At 65.1% G+C, this 19,767-nt stretch carries 22 protein-coding genes; 14 read left to right on the top strand and 8 right to left on the bottom strand.

Going from position 1 to position 19,767, the window contains the following annotated elements; translation table 11 throughout:
• Positions 1 to 35: 35 nt before the first annotated feature.
• The 4 genes from ATE70_RS19050 to hemE form a co-directional block, all read right to left on the bottom strand.
• The gene (locus ATE70_RS19050) at positions 36 to 329 is read right to left on the bottom strand and encodes an antibiotic biosynthesis monooxygenase family protein (protein WP_058539277.1); all 294 of its coding nucleotides are present in this window, start codon (positions 327 to 329) and stop codon (positions 36 to 38) included.
• A 9-nt stretch (positions 330 to 338) separates the two neighbouring features.
• Entirely contained in the window at positions 339 to 1,595 is a 1,257-nt protein-coding gene (gene rho, locus ATE70_RS19045; protein ID WP_058539276.1) for a transcription termination factor Rho, read from the bottom strand.
• A gap of 267 nt (positions 1,596 to 1,862) precedes the next feature.
• Entirely contained in the window at positions 1,863 to 2,279 is a 417-nt protein-coding gene (locus ATE70_RS19040) for a CopD family protein (protein ID WP_443028792.1), read from the bottom strand.
• Positions 2,280 to 2,312: 33 nt separating this feature from the next.
• On the bottom strand, positions 2,313 to 3,341 hold the full coding sequence (gene hemE / locus ATE70_RS19035; protein ID WP_082639746.1) for a uroporphyrinogen decarboxylase: 1,029 nt from the start codon (positions 3,339 to 3,341) through the stop codon (positions 2,313 to 2,315).
• Between the two features lie 350 nt (positions 3,342 to 3,691).
• Between hemE and ATE70_RS19030 the strand changes: the two genes are divergently transcribed.
• From ATE70_RS19030 to ATE70_RS18975, 12 genes are all read left to right on the top strand, one after another.
• Positions 3,692 to 4,504, top strand: coding sequence for a pyruvate, water dikinase regulatory protein (locus ATE70_RS19030; RefSeq protein ID WP_058539273.1), 813 nt, complete (start codon positions 3,692 to 3,694; stop codon positions 4,502 to 4,504).
• Entirely contained in the window at positions 4,501 to 5,097 is a 597-nt protein-coding gene (locus tag ATE70_RS19025; protein ID WP_082639747.1) for a Maf family protein, read from the top strand. The genes ATE70_RS19030 and ATE70_RS19025 overlap by 4 nt, the downstream gene beginning before the upstream one ends.
• Positions 5,094 to 5,918, top strand: coding sequence for a shikimate dehydrogenase (gene aroE, locus ATE70_RS19020; protein WP_058539272.1), 825 nt, complete (start codon positions 5,094 to 5,096; stop codon positions 5,916 to 5,918). Before ATE70_RS19025 ends, aroE begins: the two co-directional genes overlap by 4 nt.
• Positions 5,915 to 6,538, top strand: coding sequence for a dephospho-CoA kinase (gene coaE / locus ATE70_RS19015; RefSeq protein WP_058539271.1), 624 nt, complete (start codon positions 5,915 to 5,917; stop codon positions 6,536 to 6,538). Before aroE ends, coaE begins: the two co-directional genes overlap by 4 nt.
• A gap of 19 nt (positions 6,539 to 6,557) precedes the next feature.
• Positions 6,558 to 7,259 carry a DNA polymerase III subunit epsilon gene (gene dnaQ, locus ATE70_RS19010; protein ID WP_058539270.1) on the top strand — a complete coding sequence of 234 codons (702 nt, stop codon included), beginning with the start codon at positions 6,558 to 6,560 and terminating at the stop codon, positions 7,257 to 7,259.
• Between the two features lie 45 nt (positions 7,260 to 7,304).
• Positions 7,305 to 7,877: a ribosome hibernation-promoting factor, HPF/YfiA family gene (hpf, locus tag ATE70_RS19005; protein ID WP_058539269.1), complete on the top strand. Its 573-nt coding sequence runs from the start codon at positions 7,305 to 7,307 to the stop codon at positions 7,875 to 7,877.
• A 148-nt stretch (positions 7,878 to 8,025) separates the two neighbouring features.
• Positions 8,026 to 8,490: a PTS sugar transporter subunit IIA gene (locus ATE70_RS19000; RefSeq protein ID WP_037514302.1), complete on the top strand. Its 465-nt coding sequence runs from the start codon at positions 8,026 to 8,028 to the stop codon at positions 8,488 to 8,490.
• A gap of 21 nt (positions 8,491 to 8,511) precedes the next feature.
• Complete coding sequence (locus ATE70_RS18995) at positions 8,512 to 8,850, top strand: DUF1491 family protein (RefSeq protein WP_058539268.1); 339 nt, start codon at positions 8,512 to 8,514, stop codon at positions 8,848 to 8,850.
• A 194-nt stretch (positions 8,851 to 9,044) separates the two neighbouring features.
• Positions 9,045 to 9,722 carry a cell wall hydrolase gene (locus tag ATE70_RS18990; protein ID WP_058539267.1) on the top strand — a complete coding sequence of 226 codons (678 nt, stop codon included), beginning with the start codon at positions 9,045 to 9,047 and terminating at the stop codon, positions 9,720 to 9,722.
• 161 nt (positions 9,723 to 9,883) lie between these two features.
• The gene (locus tag ATE70_RS18985; RefSeq protein ID WP_058539386.1) at positions 9,884 to 10,504 is read left to right on the top strand and encodes a DUF4136 domain-containing protein; all 621 of its coding nucleotides are present in this window, start codon (positions 9,884 to 9,886) and stop codon (positions 10,502 to 10,504) included.
• Positions 10,501 to 11,610 carry a M14 family metallopeptidase gene (locus ATE70_RS18980; RefSeq protein ID WP_058539266.1) on the top strand — a complete coding sequence of 370 codons (1,110 nt, stop codon included), beginning with the start codon at positions 10,501 to 10,503 and terminating at the stop codon, positions 11,608 to 11,610. Before ATE70_RS18985 ends, ATE70_RS18980 begins: the two co-directional genes overlap by 4 nt.
• On the top strand, positions 11,610 to 12,083 hold the full coding sequence (locus ATE70_RS18975; RefSeq protein WP_058539265.1) for a GNAT family N-acetyltransferase: 474 nt from the start codon (positions 11,610 to 11,612) through the stop codon (positions 12,081 to 12,083). Before ATE70_RS18980 ends, ATE70_RS18975 begins: the two co-directional genes overlap by 1 nt.
• A 64-nt stretch (positions 12,084 to 12,147) precedes the next feature.
• Here ATE70_RS18975 and ATE70_RS18970 read toward each other — a convergent pair whose 3' ends face one another.
• A complete protein-coding gene (locus tag ATE70_RS18970; RefSeq protein WP_058539264.1) occupies positions 12,148 to 12,603 on the bottom strand; it encodes an Hsp20 family protein in 456 nt (151 codons plus the stop codon).
• A 188-nt stretch (positions 12,604 to 12,791) separates the two neighbouring features.
• Here ATE70_RS18970 and gpmA point away from each other — a divergent pair, with 188 nt between their 5' ends.
• Positions 12,792 to 13,478, top strand: coding sequence for a 2,3-diphosphoglycerate-dependent phosphoglycerate mutase (gene gpmA, locus ATE70_RS18965; protein WP_058539263.1), 687 nt, complete (start codon positions 12,792 to 12,794; stop codon positions 13,476 to 13,478).
• Positions 13,479 to 13,520: 42 nt separating this feature from the next.
• Here gpmA and ATE70_RS18960 read toward each other — a convergent pair whose 3' ends face one another.
• Positions 13,521 to 15,611, bottom strand: a complete 2,091-nt coding sequence (locus tag ATE70_RS18960) for a TonB-dependent receptor (protein ID WP_058539262.1) — start codon at positions 15,609 to 15,611, stop codon at positions 13,521 to 13,523.
• 212 nt (positions 15,612 to 15,823) lie between these two features.
• Between ATE70_RS18960 and ATE70_RS18955 the strand changes: the two genes are divergently transcribed.
• Complete coding sequence (locus ATE70_RS18955; protein WP_231732760.1) at positions 15,824 to 17,857, top strand: DUF3857 domain-containing protein; 2,034 nt, start codon at positions 15,824 to 15,826, stop codon at positions 17,855 to 17,857.
• An 18-nt stretch (positions 17,858 to 17,875) separates the two neighbouring features.
• Here ATE70_RS18955 and dapD read toward each other — a convergent pair whose 3' ends face one another.
• Positions 17,876 to 18,718: a 2,3,4,5-tetrahydropyridine-2,6-dicarboxylate N-succinyltransferase gene (gene dapD, locus ATE70_RS18950; RefSeq protein WP_058539384.1), complete on the bottom strand. Its 843-nt coding sequence runs from the start codon at positions 18,716 to 18,718 to the stop codon at positions 17,876 to 17,878.
• Complete coding sequence (locus tag ATE70_RS18945) at positions 18,715 to 19,392, bottom strand: pyrimidine 5'-nucleotidase (RefSeq protein ID WP_058539261.1); 678 nt, start codon at positions 19,390 to 19,392, stop codon at positions 18,715 to 18,717. Before ATE70_RS18945 ends, dapD begins: the two co-directional genes overlap by 4 nt.
• Positions 19,393 to 19,767 lie beyond the last annotated feature (375 nt).

Here is a 19,767-nt window from a genome sequence, read left to right as displayed (position 1 = left end):
GGCGTGCGCGCCGGCCTGGGTCAAAAATTCCAAAATCACAGCGGCTCTCCGAAATAGCTGACCTCTGGCATAGGGTCATAAAAATGATGCAGCAACGCCCGCCACTGCTGGTAGCGGTCCGATTGCCGGAAGCCGTCCCGATGATCCTCGACCGACCTCCACTTCACTAAAAGCAGATAAGCCTGTCCGGTTGCTATCGGGCGGCAAATTTCGAGCGAAATAAAGCCGGGCGACGCGGTGATCAGCGGCCGCGCTTCGCGGACGGCCGCCTCGAAATCGGCTTCGCTGCCCGCACGGACGTGCAGCAAGGCGTGTTCGATCACGGCCATCGCGGCGGCTTATTGGTTCATGCTGTCGAAGAAATCTTCGTTGGTCTTCGAATCCTTGATCTTGTCGAGCAGGAATTCCATCGCGTCGATCGTGCCCATCTGCATGAGGATGCGGCGCAGCACCCACATTTTGCTGAGCTTGTCCTTCTCGACGAGCAATTCTTCCTTGCGGGTGCCCGACTTGCCGACGTCGAGCGACGGGAAGATGCGCTTGTCGGCGACCTTGCGGTCGAGCACGATTTCCGAGTTACCCGTGCCCTTGAATTCTTCGAAGATCACTTCGTCCATGCGGCTGCCGGTATCGATCAGCGCGGTCGCGATGATCGAGAGCGAACCGCCTTCCTCGATGTTACGCGCGGCGCCGAAGAAGCGCTTGGGACGCTGGAGCGCATTCGCATCGACACCGCCGGTCAGGACCTTGCCCGAGCTCGGAACGACGGTGTTATAGGCGCGGCCGAGGCGCGTGATCGAGTCGAGCAGGATGACGACATCCTTCTTGTGCTCGACGAGGCGCTTCGCCTTTTCGATCACCATTTCGGCAACCTGGACGTGGCGCGTCGCGGGTTCGTCGAAGGTCGACGAGACGACTTCGCCCTTCACGCTGCGCTGCATGTCGGTGACTTCCTCGGGACGCTCGTCGACGAGGAGGACGATCAGGTAAACCTCGGGATGGTTGTCGGTGATCGCCTTGGCGATATTCTGCAGCAGCACCGTCTTGCCGGTACGCGGCGGCGCGACGATCAGCGCGCGCTGGCCCTTGCCCTGCGGGCTGACGAGGTCGATCACGCGCGCCGACTTGTCCTTGACGGTCGGATCGACGGTGTCGAGCGACAGCTTCTGGTTGGGATAGAGCGGCGTCAAGTTATCGAAATTGACGCGGTGGCGGACGACATCGGGGTCGTCGAAATTGACGCTGATCAGCTTGGTGAGCGCGAAATAACGCTCGCCGTCGCGCGGGGCGCGGATTTCGCCTTCAACGGTGTCGCCGGTGCGCAGGCCATATTTGCGGACCTGGTTCGGCGAGACATAGATGTCGTCGGGACCGGCGAGATAATTGGCTTCGGACGAGCGCAGGAAACCGAACGAGTCCGGGAGGACCTCGATCGTGCCCGACCCGATGATTTCCTCGCCCTCTTCGGCGAGTTCTTTCAGGATCGAGAACATCAGGTCCTGCTTGCGCAGCGTCGATGCGCCCTCGACCCCCAGCTCTTCAGCCATTTCGACGAGCTGGGCGGGGGCTTTGGTTTTAAGTTCTTTAAGATGCATGGATGGATTCCAGGTAGATTTTCAGGAGAGAATAACAGTCGATTTCGATGCACCGCTGGGGTGCCTATCCGGCCGTGGGACGACCGTTACAGATAGCTTCGGCGCAAGGAAGCGCCGCCCGCGCGGAGCGGGGTTGATCGGCCCCTATAACCGGGCCGGGTTCAAGTCAATCGGGCAGCGGTGATCGGGCGCTTTCGCGCTGCCTTTTAATCCCTCGTCACCCCGGACTTGATCCGGGGTCCATTTGCGCTGGCGCCGGATGGGAGATTAGGGGCGAACCACGACGAGGATAACGATAATCGCCGCGGCGATCCCGGGAACCTCGTTCAGCATCCGCAGCCGCTTTTCGGAGAGCGGACGCTCGCCGCGCGCGAGTTTCTTCGCATAGCCGATCATCCAGCCATGATAGCCCGACAGCGCGATCACGAGCAGGAATTTGGCGATAAACCATCCCTCGTGCCAATAATCGCCGTTGAAAGCGAGCATCAGCCCGAAGATCCAGACGATGATCAGCGCGGGATTCAAGATGATCCGCCGCAGCCGGTCTTCGCGCTCGATCCATTTCTTGTCCTCGTCGGATCCGACCGGACATTGATGGTGATAGACGAAAAAGCGCGGCATCATGAACAGGCCGGCCATCAGGAAAATCACGAAAATGATATGCGCGGCTTTGATCCAAAGCATCGTCGCCCCCAAAAAACCAGCCAGTTCCATAGATTATCCGCCGCGAACGCGCCTGATCAGATGCTCGACATGCGCGATCGGCGTGTCGGGCACGATGCCATGGCCGAGGTTGAAGATATGGGGACGCGACGGGAAGGCCGCAAGGATTCGATCGATCGCGGTATCGAGCGCTTCGCCGCCGGCGACAAGCGCGAGCGGATCGAGATTGCCCTGCACGGGAAGATGCGCCGGCAGGATGGCGTCGGCCCACAGCGGATCGACCGTTTCGTCGAGCCCGATCGCGTCGACCCCGGTCTCGTCGGCATAGGCGCGGAGCTTGCCGCCCGCACCCTTTGGAAAGCCGATGATCGGCGTGTCCGGATGCAGCGCCCTCAATCGGCGCACGATCTCGGCGTTAGGCGCGATCACCCATTGCTCATATTGCGCCGGCGACAGGCTTCCCGCCCAGCTGTCGAACAACTGCACTGCGTCGACGCCATTTTCGATCTGACCCGACAGATAGGTGACCGTCAGCTCGACGATCGCGTCGATAATCGCCTGGAACGCCGCTGGATCGCCGAACGCGAGCCGCCGGGCGGTAGCCTGATCCTTCGACCCCTGCCCCGCCACCATATAGGTTGCGACCGTCCACGGGCTCCCTGCAAAGCCGAGGAAGGTCGTTTCAGACGGGAGCGAGGCCGCGACGCGCGTCACCGTCGCATAAACCGGATCGAGCCGCTGGTGCGCCGCTTCGAGTGACGCCAGGGCGCTATCGACGAGCGGCGGGGCGAGCCGCGGTCCCTCACCCGCCTCGAACCACAAATGCTGGCCGAGCGCGTGCGGGATCACGAGAATGTCCGAAAAGAGGATCGACCCGTCGAAACCGAAGCGCCGGATCGGCTGCAACGTCACTTCGGCCGCGGCCTCGGGATCGTAGCAAAGCTCGAGGAAGCCGCCCTTCGTTTCGCGCAAGGCACGATATTCGGGCAGATAGCGCCCGGCCTGGCGCATCAGCCAGAGCGGCGGGCGCTCCTGACGCGCCCCGCGCAGCGTTGCCAGAAGCTTCTTCGGTGACGCCTTCACGCGAGCCCTCTTTCTCTTCTCAATATAATCTTAAATGAAATTGTGGTGGTTTGTTGGTCGGCGGACAAGCGCGGCTTTAGGCCGGGGCGTCCTTTTTGCCAACAGCTTGACTCCACAGCCGCCGCCGCCCGCCGCAGAGTCGACCCTCGCTTATCCCGCTATTCACAGCCTGTGGATAAGATTCGTCCCTTGTGGATAAGCGATGGAGCGGAATCGACACGGTCGGGGATGAATCGATCGTCCCGATTTGCTCCCCGCGCTTCTCCAAAAATTATCCACAGGGCTCTATTCGTCATCCCGGACTTGATCCGGGATTGCCTTTTTCGGCAGTTTCCCGCCATGGTGCCGCGATGGGCCGGCTCCACTTACATCTCATATCCGACTCCACGGGCGAGACACTCGAAAATATCGCCAAGGCGGCGATCGCGCAGTTCGACGATGTCGAGGTCGTGCGCCATTTCTGGCCGATGGTGCGATCGGAATCGCATCTCGACCGGATCATGGCCGAGGTGCAGGCAAGCCCCGGGATGATCCTCTTCACGCTGGTGAACGGCGAGCTGCGCGTCAGCCTCGAACGCCGCGCGACCGCGCTCAACCTGCCGACGGTTGCGGCGCTCGACGCGGTGACCGACGCGCTGTCGCGGATGCTCGGGCAGGAAGCGAAGGCGCGTCCCGGCCGCCAGCATCAGCTCGATGCCGCCTATTTCGCGCGCGTCGAGGCCATTCAATTTACCGTCGCGCATGACGACGGCATTGGCTGGGAAAATTGGGAACAGGCCGACATCGTGCTTGCCGGCGTGTCGCGCACGTCGAAAACCCCGACGAGCATCTATCTCGCGAACCGCGGCTTCAAGACCGCGAATATCCCGATCGTCCCCGAATCGCCGCCGCCGAGCGCGCTGTACACGCTGAAGCGTCCGATGATCGTGGGGCTGACGACCGGGCTCGACCGGCTCGTGCAGGTCCGCCGCAACCGCCTCCTGTCTTTGAACCAGGCGCCCGAGACGAGCTATGTCGACGACGAGCGGGTGAAGGCCGAGCTCGCCTATGCGCGGCGGATGTTCGCCGACAATGGCTGGCCGGTGATCGACGTCACGCGCCGCTCGATCGAGGAAACCGCCGCCGCGGTGATCAAGCTCGTCGAAGACCGAAGCGCCGCATGACCCTCCTCCTCGCCTCGCAAAGCAGCGGCCGCGCCGCGATGCTCCGCGCCGCCGGGCTCACCTTCGAGACGAGCGCGGCGCATGTCGACGAAGAGGCGCTCACCGCCTCGCTGCTCGCCGCCGGGCAGACCCCGCGCAACATCGCCGACGCGCTTGCCGAGGCGAAGGCGATCAAAATCTCGTCGCGGCTTCCCGGCGTGACGGTGCTCGGTGCCGACTCGACGCTCGCGCTCGACGACGGGTCGATGCTCGCGAAGCCCGAAAGCCCCGAAGAGGCGGCCGAGCATCTCCGCCGCATGGCGGGCACGCGCCACCGGCTGTTCAGCGCCGCGGTTGCGGCGCGCGACGGCGCCCCCATCTGGCGCGCGATCGGCGAGGCGAAGCTGTGGATGCGCCCCTTGTCGGGCGCCTTCATCGCCGACTATGTCGCGCGCGAATGGGACAGCATCCGCTGGACCGTCGGCTGTTACGAAATCGAAGGAGCGGGCGTGCAATTGTTCGAAAAGGTCGAGGGCGATCCCTGGACGATCATCGGCATGCCGATGCTTCCGTTGCTGGCGTGGCTGCGCACCACCGGGCTGGCACCGCAATGAACACGCCCTATGCCCCCCCTTATGCCGAGGTGATCGGCGATCCGATCGCCCAGTCGAAATCGCCGCTGATCCACGGCTTCTGGCTCGAAGCGCTTGGCCTCGAAGGCGACTACCGCCGCGCGCATGTGAAGCCCGAAGGTCTCGCCGCTTACATCGCCGAACGCCGCGCCGATCCCGACTGGCGCGGTTGCAATGTCACCATGCCGCACAAGGCGGCGGTGATGGATCTGGTCGACGATCCCGGCGATATCCGCGGCACGATCGGCGCGATGAACACGATCGTCCGCCAAAAGGACGGGTCGCTGATCGGCACCAACACCGATGCGGCGGGCTTTTATTCGCCGCTCGCCGAACTCGATCTCGAGGGCGCACCCGTCGCCGTCGTCGGCGCCGGCGGCGCCGCGCGCGCGGTGCTCTTTGCGCTCGCCCGCGCCCATGTCGGCCCCGTCACGATCCTCAACCGCAGCCCGCTGAAGGCGATGGGCCTGCTCGCGACCTTCGGCCTCAAGGGCGATGTCGTCGCGCTCGACGCGCAGCTCCCGCCGGTGTCGCTGCTCGTCAATTCGAGCAGCCTCGGCATGAAGGGCCAGCCGCCGCTCGACCTCGACCTGTCGCCGCTCGCCGACGATGCGATCGTTTACGACCTCGTCTACTCGCCGCTCCAGACCGGCATCCTCAAGGCCGCCGAAGCGCGCGGGCTCGATACCGTCGATGGGCTCGACATGCTGATCGGCCAGGCCGCGCTCGCCTTCGAGCTTTTCTTCGGCGCCTCGCCCCCCGAAGGCCGCGACGAGGAGCTGCGCGCGCTGCTGACCGCATGACGCATAACAAGCGCCTCGGTTCGCGGCTCCGCCGTCCCTTCATCCTCGGCCTCACCGGGTCGATCGGGATGGGCAAATCGACCGCGGCGATGATGTTCGAACGCGAAGGCGTGCCCGTGTTCGACGCCGACGCCGAGGTCCACCGGCTGCAAGGCCCCGGCGGCGCATTGGTCGCCGCGATCGAGGTGCGTTTTCCCGGCACCACCGGCCCGAACGGCGTCGACCGCCAGAAACTCGGCGCGCTGGTGCTCGGCAACACCCACGAACTCGCCGCGCTCGAAGCGATCGTCCACCCCGCCGTCGGCAAAGCGCAGAAAAATTTCCTTGCGCGCCACCGCGCGCGCGACGTCGTGGTGCTCGACATCCCGCTCCTTTTCGAAAAGGGCGGCTGGCGAAAGGTCGGGGCGATCGCCGTCGTCTCGGCGCCGGCATGGATGCAGCGGAGGCGCGTAATGCGCCGCCCGGGCATGACCGCGGCGAAGCTCAAGGCGATCCGCCGGCTGCAGGTTCCCGACCGCGTCAAGCGCGCGCGCGCCGATTTCATCATCGAAACGGGTCGCCCGAAAAGCGAGACGCACCGCCAGATAAGATTCATCGCCTCTTGTTTCCACGCCCGATAGGGTCCAGATTAAAGCCTCGATGCGCGAGATTATTTTCGATACCGAAACCACGGGTTTCGATCCCAGGAGCGGGGACAGGCTGGTCGAAATCGGGTGTGTCGAGCTGGTCGACCGCCGCGAAACCGGCGTCACCTTTCACGCCTATTTCAATCCCGAACGCGACATGCCCGCCGCTGCCGAAGCGGTCCACGGCCTGTCGATCCAGTTCCTGTCGGACAAGCCGCTCTTCGCGACTCGCGTCGACGAGCTGATCGAATTTCTGGGCGACGCGCCGCTCGTCGCGCACAACGCCGCCTTCGACTTCGGTTTCGTCAACGCCGAACTTGCACGCGCCGGCCGCCCCGCGCTCGACATGACGCGCATGTGCTGCACCGTGCAGATGGCGCGCAAGCTCCATCCCGGCGCAAAACACAGCCTCGACGCGCTCTGCACGCGCTACGGCATCGACCGCAGCCACCGCGTCAAGCATGGCGCGCTGCTCGACGCCGAACTGCTCGCGCATCTCTATATCGAAATGACCGGCGGCCGGCAGATCGGCCTCGGACTCGCCGCGTCGAGCGCGAGTATCACCATCGCGACTGCCCCCGCGCCCGCGGCATCGCGCGGCCCCGACCGTCCCTTTCGCGAACCCCGTCCCCATATGGCGTCGGCCGCCGAACTCGCGCGCCACGCCGAATTTGTCGCAGGGCTGAACCAGCCGCTGTGGCTCGATACGGTGTGATGACCTTTCCCTAAATCATCGCACCGGCCAAGAAGGAGAAGAAAAATGGAAATCCGCGTCTCTGGCCACCAGATCGAAACCGGCGAAGCGCTTCAGGCGCATGTGTCGGACCGGATGAACGCGATTGCCGACAAATATTTCTCGCGCGCAATCGGGGCGCACGCGACCTTCGGGAAGGGGCCGCACGACAGTTTCCAATGCGACATCGTCGCGCATGTGATGCAGGGGCTGGTGCTGAAGGGGCACGGCCAGGCGCAGGACGCGCATGTCGCCTTCGAAGGCGCCGCCGAACGCATCGAAAAACAGCTTCGGCGCTATATGCGGCGATTGAAGGATCATAACAACGGCGTTGCAGCACCCTCGCCGACGGTCGACGAGATCGAGGACAACGCGGGCTACACCGTCTTCGACGGCGGTACTGATGAGGATGCGGGCGACGCGCCCGCGATCATCGCCGAAACGCGCGTCGATATTCCGAGCAGCAGCGTGTCCGACGCGGTGATGATGCTCGACCTCAGGAACACCAACGCGCTGCTCTTCGTTAACAGCAGGACCGGCACGCATAATATGGTCTATCGCCGCGACGACGGGACGATTGGCTGGGTCGAACCACGATAGGACTGGATTTTCTCCGCCATCCGGCTTAAGGGCCGCGCCCAACGATGCCCGAAGCCGGGTTGGCGGGGGGCCTGCCACGACAGATCCGCGATCGCTTGCCAGCATGGTTTCTGGCGGTGGCCGGCGTTTAACAAGATTTGACCAGACAATGAATCTTTCTTCCCTTCTCTATCCGGCGACCGTGCGCGCGCATGTGCAGCTCGATTCGAAAAAGGCGCTCTTCCCCTTTGTGGGTGATCTCGCGGCACGTTCGCTCGGCCTCGATGCGGGCGAAGTCAGCGAGGCGCTGCTCGAACGCGAACGCCTCGGCTCGACCGGGTTCGGGCGCGGGATCGCACTTCCGCATGCCAAGATGGCCGATCTCGGCGGCGTGCGCGGCCTGTTCCTGCAGCTGGCGCGGCCGATCGACTTTACCGCGGTCGATGGCCTGCCGGTCGACCTGCTCTTCATCCTGCTGTCGCCGCTCGATGCCGGCGCCGATCATCTGAAGGCGCTCGCCGGCGTGTCGCGGATGCTCCGCAACGATGCGATCGCCGAACGGCTGCGCGGCGCGAAGAGTGACGAAGCGCTTTATGCGATGCTCGCCGACACCGAAGCGCGTGACGCGGCGTAGCGCCGCGCTGCGAGCCATCCCGTGACGCGGCTCAAAAGCCGTTTTCTCGTCGACCTGCTGCTTCGCCGCACCGAAGCGGCCGGCGGCTTTGCGACCGTGGTTATCAAAGGCGACGAAACCTCCGGAATCATTCTCGTCCAATGCAGCGATCGCGGTGAACCCGGACCGCTGCTCGAACGACGCTTTTCAGCAGGCGGCAACTATATCTGGGAGGCGGTCGGCCCGGCCGACGCAAAAGATAGTGAATCGCGCGCGATCTATCAGGACCGGCGGCGAAAGGCCGATCCCGATATGTGGCTGATCGAACTGGATATCGCGGATGCGCCACAACTCGTCGCGGAGTGGGCCGCGTTAACTTGACTCTGTTGCGGCGCACAATAAGTGCCGCCCATTCGATAACGCGTAGGTCGTTCCGCGGGTTGCACTGCTTTGCAAGCACCCGGCAAACGGTTTGGACACGCAGTCGGACGATGACCGCAGGCGGCGATACAGGACCATAGTCCCCCGCCTGTTTTGAGAGGTTCGGTTCATCGGCCGCACTTTTGACGGACAATATGAGTCGCATTCTGAACGTAGCCGGCATGGCTGCCGTCGGCATGACTGCCGCCTCCATGCTGCTTTTGGCGGAACCGGGCTTTGCAAGCGATCTTGCGGCCGACGCCAATATCCCCGCGATCATCCTGCCGGGCGCCGACGCGCCGGTCGTGGCTGAGAAGGCGGACCTGTCGACCGATGCCGAACTTCCGGTCGAAGACAGCCAGAAAACCGAAGATGAATCGGCGCCCGAGCCGCAGCCGGCGCCGGTCACCGCTGACTCGACCGCCGATTCGCTCGCCGAACTCGTCGCTGCGACACCGAAGCCCGCCGACATCGACCCCGAACTGCGCTGCCTTGCCGGCGCGGTCTATTTCGAATCGCGCGGCGAATCGCTTCCCGGCCAGCTCGCGGTCGCGCATGTCGTGATCAACCGCGCCCAGTCGGGACGTTTCCCCAAGAGCCTGTGCGGTGTCGTCCTTCAGAAGAGCCAGTTCAGCTTCGTGCGCGGCGGCCGGATGCCCGCGGTGCGCAACGCGGCGCAGTGGAGCAACGCCGTGGCGATCGCGCAGATCGCGCGCGACGGCAGCTGGAAGAACCACGCCCCGGGCGCGCTCTTCTTTCACGCGCGCTATGTCTCGCCGGGCTGGCGCAAGACGCGCATCGCGCAGATCGACAACCACATCTTCTATCGTTGACCGGGCGGGCGCCGCGAGAAGCCGCGCTCCCTCTCTTCGTCACCCCGGGCTTGATCCGGGGTCCAGCTGCGCCATCGCCGATAGATGCCGGATCGAGCCCGGCAAGACGAAGCGATAGACCGTTCATTGCCAAGCCATATTTGCTGGCGCATGAAGCGGTGATGACGCGTCCCATTTCTGTCGCCCTGCTCTCTGCAGCGGCGCTCGCTCTCGGTGGCTGCGCCACCGCGGTTCCCCCGGTCGAAGTCACGCGCTTCCACGCCAGCGCGCCTGCAGGCTGGGCGCCGGGCACGCGCTATACGGTCGACGCCGCGCCGCTCGGCAACGCCGGGGCGATGATCGACGCGCCCTCGCTCGAATGGAACAGCTACCGCACCGCGGTCGAACAGCAATTGCAACGGCAGGGACTCGTTGCGGCGCCCGACGGCGCCCGCGCGCCCTTGAAGGTGCGCATCGGGTTCGAACGCATGAACCGCGACGGCGTCGGCAGGCGATCGCCCGTCTCGGTCGGCGTCGGCGGTTCGACGGGCAGCTATGGGTCGGGCGTCGGACTCGGGATCGGCCTCAACCTCGGCGGCGGTCCCAAGCGGATGGCCGACCTCCAGCTCGCGGTACGCATCGACGATGCCGCGAGCGGCCAGGCCTTGTGGGAAGGCCGCGCGTTCACCGCGGTCCCGGTGAAGGCGCCCGCCAGCCAGCCCAGCCTCGCCGCGGCGAAATTGGCCGACGCGCTATTCAGGGACTTCCCCGGGGAATCGGGACGCACTATCAGCGTCAAATGACCATCAGCATCAACGCCGCTTTCGACAGCGGCAATATCGTCGTGGAAAATGTCGACGGCACGTCGGCGCGCCTTTCGATTCGCAAGGACCGCGAATCGGACTTTTTCCAGTGGTTCCATTTCCGCGTGTCGTGCGCAGTCGGCGACGCGCTCGACCTCGCGATCACCGGGCTTGGCGACTCGGCCTATCCCGATGGCTGGCCGGGCTATGCCGCCTGCGCGAGCACCGATCGCGAAACCTGGTTCCGCCTCGATACAGCTTATGAAGCCGGCACGCTGACGATCCAGCACACCGCCGAAAGCCCGATCCTCTATATCGCCTATTTCGCGCCCTATTCGATGGAGCGCCATCACGACCTCGTCGCGCAAATCGCCGAATGCGAAGGCGTCACCTATCGCTGCCTCGGCACCAGCCTCGAAGGCCAGCCGATCGACTGCCTCGAACTTGGCACCGGCGACACACAGGTCTGGCTCTATGCGCGCCAGCACCCGGGCGAAAGCATGGCCGAATGGTGGATGGAAGGCGCGCTCGAAAAGCTCGTCGATCCCGCCGATCCGCACGCGCGCTCGTTGCGGAACAAGTGCCGTTTCCACATCGTCCCGAACATGAATCCCGACGGCTCGTGCCGCGGGCATCTGCGCACCAATTTCGCCGGCGTGAACCTCAACCGCGAATGGGACAATCCGACCGCCGACCGCAGCCCCGAAGTGCTCGCCGTCCGCAACGCGATGGACGCGACCGGTGTCGACTGGGCGATGGACGTCCATGGCGACGAAGCGATCCCCGCGGTGTTCCTCGCGGGCTTCGAGGGCATTCCGTCGCTCAAGGCCGAACAGACCGAAAAATATAAGGCGTTCGAGACCGCGCTTGCCGCGAACACCCCCGATTTTCAGGTCGACCTCGGCTATGCCGAAACCGCGCCGGGGCAGGCGAATCTGTCGATGTCGACGACGCAGGTCGCCGAACGCTTTGGCGCGGTGTCGATGACGCTCGAAATGCCGTTCAAGGACAATCGCGACCTCCCCGACCCCGCCCAAGGCTGGTCGCCCGAGCGTTCGAAGCTGCTCGCGCACGCGTGCCTCGCGACGCTGGACCAGCTTCTCTGATGTCCAATGCGGGCGCCTGGCGGATCGTCGAGGATGATCTGTCGGGCGCCGACATCCGCGCGCTGCTCGAGCAACATTTTGCGGGCATGCTCGCGAACTCGCCGGCCGGAAGCTGCCATTTCCTCGATTTCGACGGGCTGCGCGCCGACGGCGTGACCTTCTGGTCGATTCACCGCGGCGACGAGCTCGCGGGCTGCGGGGCGCTCAAGATGCTGGGCGCCAAACACGGTGAGATCAAATCGATGCGCACCGCGGAACCCTTCCTGCGGCAGGGTGTCGCGGCGCATATGCTCGACCATATCATCGACGTCGCGCGGACCCGCGGTCTCGGTCGCCTCAGCCTCGAAACCGGATCGAGCGGCGCCTTCGAACCGGCAATCGCGCTTTACCAGCGTTACGGCTTCACCGAGTGCGAGCCTTTCGCCGACTATAAACTCGACCCGTTCAGCCGCTTCATGACGCGCGTGCTCTAGTCACGAAAACGGGGCCCGGAAGGGACTCCGGACCCCGCAAATTCGTTCAGCCGAGAAGGTCGCGTCACGCGGCCTTCTTTTCCTCAATCGCCGGCGTGCTGCCGCCGATCGCGATCTTGTGCGGCTTCATCGCCTCGGGCACTTCGCGCACGAGGTCGATCGCGAGCAGCCCGTCGGCGAGGTCGGCCTGTTCAACGCGCACGAAATCGGCGAGCTGGAAGCGGCGCTCGAACGCGCGCGTCGCGATGCCGCTATAGAGCAATTGGCGCGCCTCGCCTTCGGCCACCGGCGCCTTGCGTCCGCTGACGGTCAGCATGTTCTGCTGCGCGGTGATGTCGATTTCGTCGGACTTGAAGCCGGCGACCGCGACGGTGATGCGGAAATGGTCGTCGGCGAGTTTTTCGATGTCGAACGGCGGATAATTTTCGGCGCCCGAACCACCCGTTTCGAGGAAATCGAACAGGCGGTCGAAACCGACGGTCGAACGGCGATAGGGGGTCCAGTCGAAACTGTTACGCATGGATCTTTCTTCCTTTTACAAAGCGAAGGCAGGGACCGCGGCGGCGTGCCGCGATCGCCACCCGGCCCCGTGTCGGCGGCCGGATAGGGTCAATCTGGTAGCCAGCGAAACCATTTCAAGAGGGCGGTTGGCGTTCGGCGAAAACCCGCGCTAAAGGGCGGCGTCTCTCTCCAGCGCAAGGATCCGAAATGCCCCAGCTCATCCTCATCCGTCACGGCCAGTCGCAGTGGAATCTCGAAAACCGCTTCACCGGCTGGTGGGATGTCGATGTCACCGAAAAGGGCGTCGCCGAGGCGATCGCCGCGGGCGAATTGATGAAGGCGAAGGGCATCGCTCCCGACACCTGCTTCACCTCGGTCCAGTCGCGCGCGATCAAGACGCTGAACCTCGCGCTTGAGGCGATGGGCCGCCTCTGGCTCCCCGTCACCAAGGACTGGCGCCTCAACGAGCGTCACTATGGCGGGCTCACCGGGCTCGACAAGGCCGAGACCGCGGCCAAGCATGGCGACGATCAGGTCAAGATCTGGCGCCGCAGCTTCGACATCCCGCCGCCGCCGCTCGAAGCCGGCTCGCCGTGGGACCTGTCGACCGACCCGCGCTACGCCGGCATCGCCATCCCTTCGGCCGAAAGCCTCAAGGACACGATCGAGCGCGTGCTGCCTTATTATGAGGCCGCGATCGTCCCCGAACTCGCCGCGGGCAAGACGGTGCTGATCTCGGCGCACGGCAACAGCCTGCGCGCGCTCGTCAAGCATCTCTCGGGCATTTCGGATGCCGACATCACCGGCCTCGAAATCCCGACCGGCCAGCCGATCGTCTATGAGCTGAACGACGATCTGACCGCGCGCGAGCGCTACTATCTCAGCGAGCGGTAAGGTCCCGTACCCCGGCGAAAGCCGGGGTACACCGCGGGGACGCTAAAGCGTCCCCGTCACGGTCAGCTGGAAAAACCGCCCGAACTTGCGCAGCCTCTGCTCGCTGAACGCGACCGGCCCGTCGCGCCGGTCGACAAACACCGTCCGGTTGAACCCGTCCCTCATATTCGCGAGGTTGCGGTACGACAGCTTCACCGTGAAGCCCGCGACATCCTTATGCTCGACGAACGCGGTGACGAACGGCCCGTCGGTATATTCCTTCTCGATCGCGCCGAGCCGTAAATTCGGGCTGTAGCGCTCGTCGAAATAGCCCGCGCCCCACGCGAGGTTCGTCCCCGGCACGTCATGCCGCAGGCTCAAATCGACGACATATTCCTGCCCCTCGCTCTGGTCGCGCCACAGGTCGGTGAGCGGGTCGCGCACGCGGTTGCGACGCCAGGTGATGTCGCTGTTGATCCGCGCCCCCTTCCACCCCAGCCGGTCGAGCAGCAAGGTCGCCTTCGAACTGATGCGATAGAGGTGCGCGGGCGGCAGGTTGCCGCGCCCTTCGGTGGTCGGCGACAGCGGCACCTGGTCGACGAGGTCCTGCGCATAGGCGTAAGCGACGGCGACCGACGCATTGCCCCACGCGCCCATATCCTGCACGAATTCCAGCTCGGTGCGATTGAGGACCGGCGGCACGAGCAGCCCGTTGCCGCCATTGCCCTGCCCGTTCGCGACATCGACCGAGCTCGCGAAATCGAAAAAGTCGAGCTGGTCGACGCGGCGCTGTACGAACCAGTTGATCGTCGTCTTGGGCGCGACCTTCCACGCCAGCGCGACCTTGCCCTTCGGCCGGACGAAGCGGCGCGTCAGCCCGCCCGGCCCCGACGAGGTCAGCTCGCTATATTCGGCGCCGAGGTTGATCTGTGCGGTGAGGTTCGACGCGAGCGACCGGCCCCAGGTCAGCGACCCTTCGCCGCGCTTCTCCTCGACCCTCGTCCGCTCGCCGCCGAAAACGACGGGCCGGAAACTGCCATCGGGTTGCAGCACCGCAAATTCGGAATCGACATCGAGTATATTGTACGCACCCTCCAGCGCGACCTGCCAGTCGGTGCCGCCGCCGGTGCGCCAGCTATATTCGCCGCGCACGATCGACTCGCCCTCGTCGGCGGTCTGCTTGAACCGCTCGCCCGTCCGCCCGCCGATTTCGCGGTCGACGATGAAACTGTCGACGAACGGGCTGTGTTCGAAGCGGTAGAGGGTGATCAGCTTCAGCCGCCCCTTGCCCAGCCCCAGCTCATAATCGCCGCCGATATCGAAATTATGCTCGTCTTCGGTGAAGCGGAACGCCTCGCGCACAATGCCGGTGCCGGGCTGAACCGACGTCCCGTCGACCCGCTCGTCGAGGTTGACCAGCTGACCGCCCAGATTGAAATTCCATTTGTTGCCGTTCGCGGTGGTCCGCGCGAGCGCCGCCGACAGGCGCGGCTGGTCGGCGTTGTAGCGGCCGAACTCGTCGCGCACGAACAACAGGTCGCCATTGCCGTCAAACCGCTGTTCGGGCCCCCAATGCCCCTGCCGCCGCGCTTCGTTCTTCAGGCTGAGCGTCACATTCGTCCCGCCGAGCTTGCCCGTCGTCGAAACCTCGCCGTTCAGCCAGTTCTTGTCGAGCCGCGGGCGCCATTCGGGCTGCCAGCGGATCGTCGTCTTGAACCCGCCGCTCCCCGCGCCCGCGACGAGCACGACATTGGCGACCTGTCCGGTCAGCCCCGGGACGTTCAGCCCCGCGCCGTCGACGATGTCGATATAGGCGACCTCGGCCGCGGTGATGCGGGCCAGCGCGGTGCGCGCATCGGTCGATTTGTTCGCGATGCGCTCGCCGTCGATCAACACATTCTCGGTCGCCGCGCCCAGCCCGCGCTCGCCGCCGTTGGTGCCGGTGACGATCAGGAAGCCCGGCACCTTTTCGACCATGTCGAGCGCGGTGCGCGGTGCGAAGCGCGTGAAGTCGGCGGGCGTATAGCGTTCGGCGCCATTCACCGGCACGGGGATCGCCGCCGGTGCGTCGCCGGTGGGTTCCTGCGCAGCGGCGGGCGCGGCCGACAGCAGAGCCAATATGGTCAGCGATGACCCGTGAAAAACAGCCGACATAATTCCCCCTCGCGGCCGCTATCGAAACAGATGGCCTCCCCAATCGCGAATAATTCGCAATAATTATCCAGCGCTATATTGTCTACCAACGGCTGGCGTCATTCGACGAAGGCCTGGCGATCAGCTTCGACCCCGCTTTTGGCAGCCACCTCGGGTCTCTTCTTGCATCGTGATGAATTCACGACATTATGCTGCGGAGTCGGGGGGGTATAGTGCGCATTCCAGTTTCGATATTCGTGGCGGCCGTGCTCGCGCACGCGCCGGTCCGTGCCGAAGACAATCAGATCCAGCGCGGCGCGGTGCCGCCTTGGGCGGTTCCGTCCGAACTGATGCCGGTTCCGGGCGATGCCGGCGGGATGTTTTTCGTGCGGCGTCAGGATGTGCTCATTCATCTGGATGAACGGGGGCAGGCGCAATATTTCGGTTATCGCATCCGGATCCTCCATCCGAATGCGTTGCAAATCGGAAATGTCTCGACCGCCTGGAATCCCGCATCGGGCGCCCCGGTGGTGCATCTGGTCAAGGTTCATCGGGGCAACGAGACGATCGACGTTCTCGAAAAGACATCGTTCGAAATCCTGCGCCGCGAGGATCAGCTGGAAGCGGCGAAACTCGACGGCGTCCTCACCGCGGTGCTTCGCGTGCCCGATCTGCGCGTCGGCGACGAGCTTGAGGTCGAGCTGACGACCCGGTCGAGCGACCCCACTTTGGGAAAGAATGATTCGGGCCTTCTCTTTCTCGCGCCCAACCCGGCGCCCGGCCGCTACCGGCTGGGACTGAGCTGGGACAAGGGGCTGAAGCCGGCGGTCAGGATGACCCCCGACATGACGGCGATCGGCGTATCGCGCGACGGCGGGATCGACTTCCGGTTCGACAATCCGGCGCTTCTGACGCCGCCGAAGGACGCGCCGGCGCGCTATCAATGGCAGCGGATCGTCGAATTCACCGACTTCGCCGACTGGGCCACGATTTCGCGGCACTTCGCCCCGCTGTACGCAAAGGCCGCGGCGATCGCCGACGGTTCGTCGCTCGACAAGGAAGCGCAGCGCATCGCCGCGGCGCACGCGAAGCCGCTCGACCGGGCCAATGCCGCGCTGAAACTGGTGCAACAGGATGTGCGCTACATCTATGTCGGGCTGGGCAGCGGAAATCTCACCCCCGCCACCGCCGAGGAAACATGGCAGCGGCGTTACGGCGACTGCAAGGGCAAGACGGCGCTGCTGCTGGGCTTGCTCGGCAAGCTCGGGATCGACGCCGAAGCTGTCCTCGCCAACAACAGCGGTGCCGACGACGGCCTCGACGAACGCCTGCCCAATCCGGGGATATTCGACCATGTGCTGGTGCGGGCAAAGATCGACGGCGCTGCCTACTGGCTCGACGGCACGCTTCCGCCGGTCGTTCCGTCCGCTGCCACCCCGGCGATTCCCTACCGATGGGTCCTGCCGGTGACCGCGAAGGGCGGCGCGCTCCAGAAACTCGAATGGCGCCCGGCCAGCAAGCCGAACGAAATCACCCTCTATGAAATCGACGCGCGGGCGGGCTTCGATCGGCCGGCGCGGGTGACGAACACCACCATCGTCCGCGGCATCCGGGGGTTGCAGCAACAGGTCGAGCTGTCCGGACTGACCGCCGATCAATTGCGCGACGGCATGCGCCAACAGCTGGTGGGCGGAACGTGGGAGACGGTCGACGACGTCAAATGGCGCTATGATCAAAAGGCCGAGGCCAGCGTCCTCACCATCACCGGCACATGGACGGTCGACTGGGACGATGACGGCGACGGCGACAAGTCGCTCGCGCTGCCCGGCGGGGGTTTCAACCCGCCCGAACGGCGCGCGCGGGCGGCGGACCAGAATCAGGACCTACCCTATTATAGCGCCCCTGAATTCGACTGCCGCGTGACGACGCTGCGGCTGCCGGCGACGACGAACGCCGCGAACTGGTCGTTCAAAACGGGCTATGACACGCGCATTTTCGGCAAGAATCATTACCGCGCCTTCGACCTTCGCGACGGATCGATCCGCCTGGTCCGCGGCCTGCGCGTCGAACAGCCCGAAATCGACGCGATCAGCGCGCGGCGCGACAATGGCCGGATTGCCAGTTTTGACAACAGCATGGCATGGGTCTTTTACAAGCCCGACGTCGCCAAGCCGCCGGCGCCCGGCGGCAGGCTCGTGCCCGCCACCTACGAGATCGACTGGACCGCCGACACCGTACCCTGCCTTTCGCCCGCCACGATGCGCTGATCGCGGCGCAGGCGGCGATCAGTCGCGCAGCAGCTCGTTGATCCCGGTCTTTGCGCGCGTCTTTGCGTCGACGCGCTTGACGATCACCGCGCAGTACAGCGACGGCCCCGGCGTCCCGTCGGGCAGCGGCTTGCCCGGCATCGCGCCCGGCACAACGACCGAATAGGCCGGGACTTCGCCGATGAAGATTTCGCCCGTCGCGCGGTCGACGATCTTGGTCGATGCGCCGAGGTAGACGCCCATCGACAGCACCGCGCCCTCGCGCACGATCACACCCTCGGCAACCTCGGCGCGCGCGCCGATGAAGGCGCCGTCCTCGATCACCACCGGGCCGGCCTGCAGCGGTTCGAGCACGCCGCCGATCCCGGCGCCGCCCGACAGATGGACGTTCGCGCCGATCTGCGCGCAGCTGCCGACGGTCGCCCAGGCGTCGACCATCGAGCCTTCGCCGACATAGGCGCCGATGTTGACGAAGCTCGGCATCAGCACCGCGCCCTTGCTGATATAGGCACCGCGGCGGACGATCGACCCGGGAACGGCGCGGAAACCCGCGTCGCGAAAGCGGTTCTCGCCCCAGCCGGCGAATTTCGACGGCACCTTGTCCCACCAGCGCGCGCCGCCGGGGCCGCCTTCGATCAATTCCATGTCGTTGAGGCGGAAGGACAGCAGCACCGCTTTCTTCAGCCACTGGTTGACCTGCCAGGTTCCGCCCGCATCGCGCTCGGCGACGCGATAGCTGCCGTCGTCGAGCCCCGCGAGCGCGGTCTCGACCGCCTCGCGCACCGCGCCCGTCGTCGTCAGCCCCAGCGTGTCGCGGTCATCCCATGCGGCTTCGATCGTCGATTGCAGGTCGGTGGTCATGAAATTCCCCATGGTAAAGGCAGATTGTCGAGCCAGTCGGCGATGTCGGTCGCGTGGAAATCGACATGCTCCGGCAGGTGGTCCCGATGACCGCTTTCGCTGCCATTGTCCAGCCAGACGGTCGTCATGCCGAGCGCTTTGGCGGGCGTCAGGTTGCGCGCCATATCCTCGACGAAGACGCTTTTCGCCGGGTCGATTCCCAGATGCGTGATCATCATGGCATAGGCTTCGGGATCGGGCTTCGGCGTATAGCGCGTGACGCGGATATCGCAGATGCCGTCGAACAGGTCGGCGATCCCGCGCGCGTGAAGCACGCGTCCCGCATAATCGGCATCGGCGTTGGTGAAGATCAGCTTGCGCCCCGGCAGGCGTTCCAGCCCGGCGCGCAGCCGCGCATCGACACTCAGCCGGTCGAGCGCAATGTCATGGACGTCGACCAGAAAATCCTCGGGGTGCACGCCGTGGTGCCGCATCAGCCCCGCCATCGTCGTGCCATGGTCGTGGAAATACTGCTTCTGCACCCGCCGCGCCTCGGCGGCGTCGACATTCAGCAGCCGCATGATGAAGGCGCCCATGCGTTCGTCGATCAGGTCGAAAAGCCTCGCCGACGGCGCATAGAGCGTGTTGTCGAGATCGAAGATCCAGCTGTCGATATGGTCGAGCGGCGCGGGCATGATGCCGGGCGCATAAAGGCTGGGGCGTATGGGAGCAAGCGGAGGTGAAAAGATCCTCCCTGTGGCGAAGCCATGGGGAGGTGGCAGCGCGAAGCGCTGACGGAGGGGCCAATGCGCAACGTCTCCGGCCCCTCCACCACCGCCTGCGGCAGCGGTCCCCCTCCCCATGCCTGCGGCACAGGGAGGATCGGTTAACCGCATGATGCTACCCCTCCCCCCTCCGCCGCGCTAAAAGGCGGACATCACGGCAAAGGGGAACGGCGATGGCCGACGCGAACCGACGCAGCAGCATCCGGCGGATGGCCGCGCGGCCTTTGCCCCTTCTGCTGGGTCTTGCCGCGCTCTCGCTCGCCGCATGTGGCGGTGGCGGTGCAC

This window comes from Sphingopyxis sp. H053 (genome assembly GCF_001468225.1).
In the GTDB taxonomy this organism is placed as follows: Bacteria; Pseudomonadota; Alphaproteobacteria; order Sphingomonadales; family Sphingomonadaceae; genus Sphingopyxis.
This window is presented reverse-complemented; position numbering and strand designations above follow the sequence as displayed.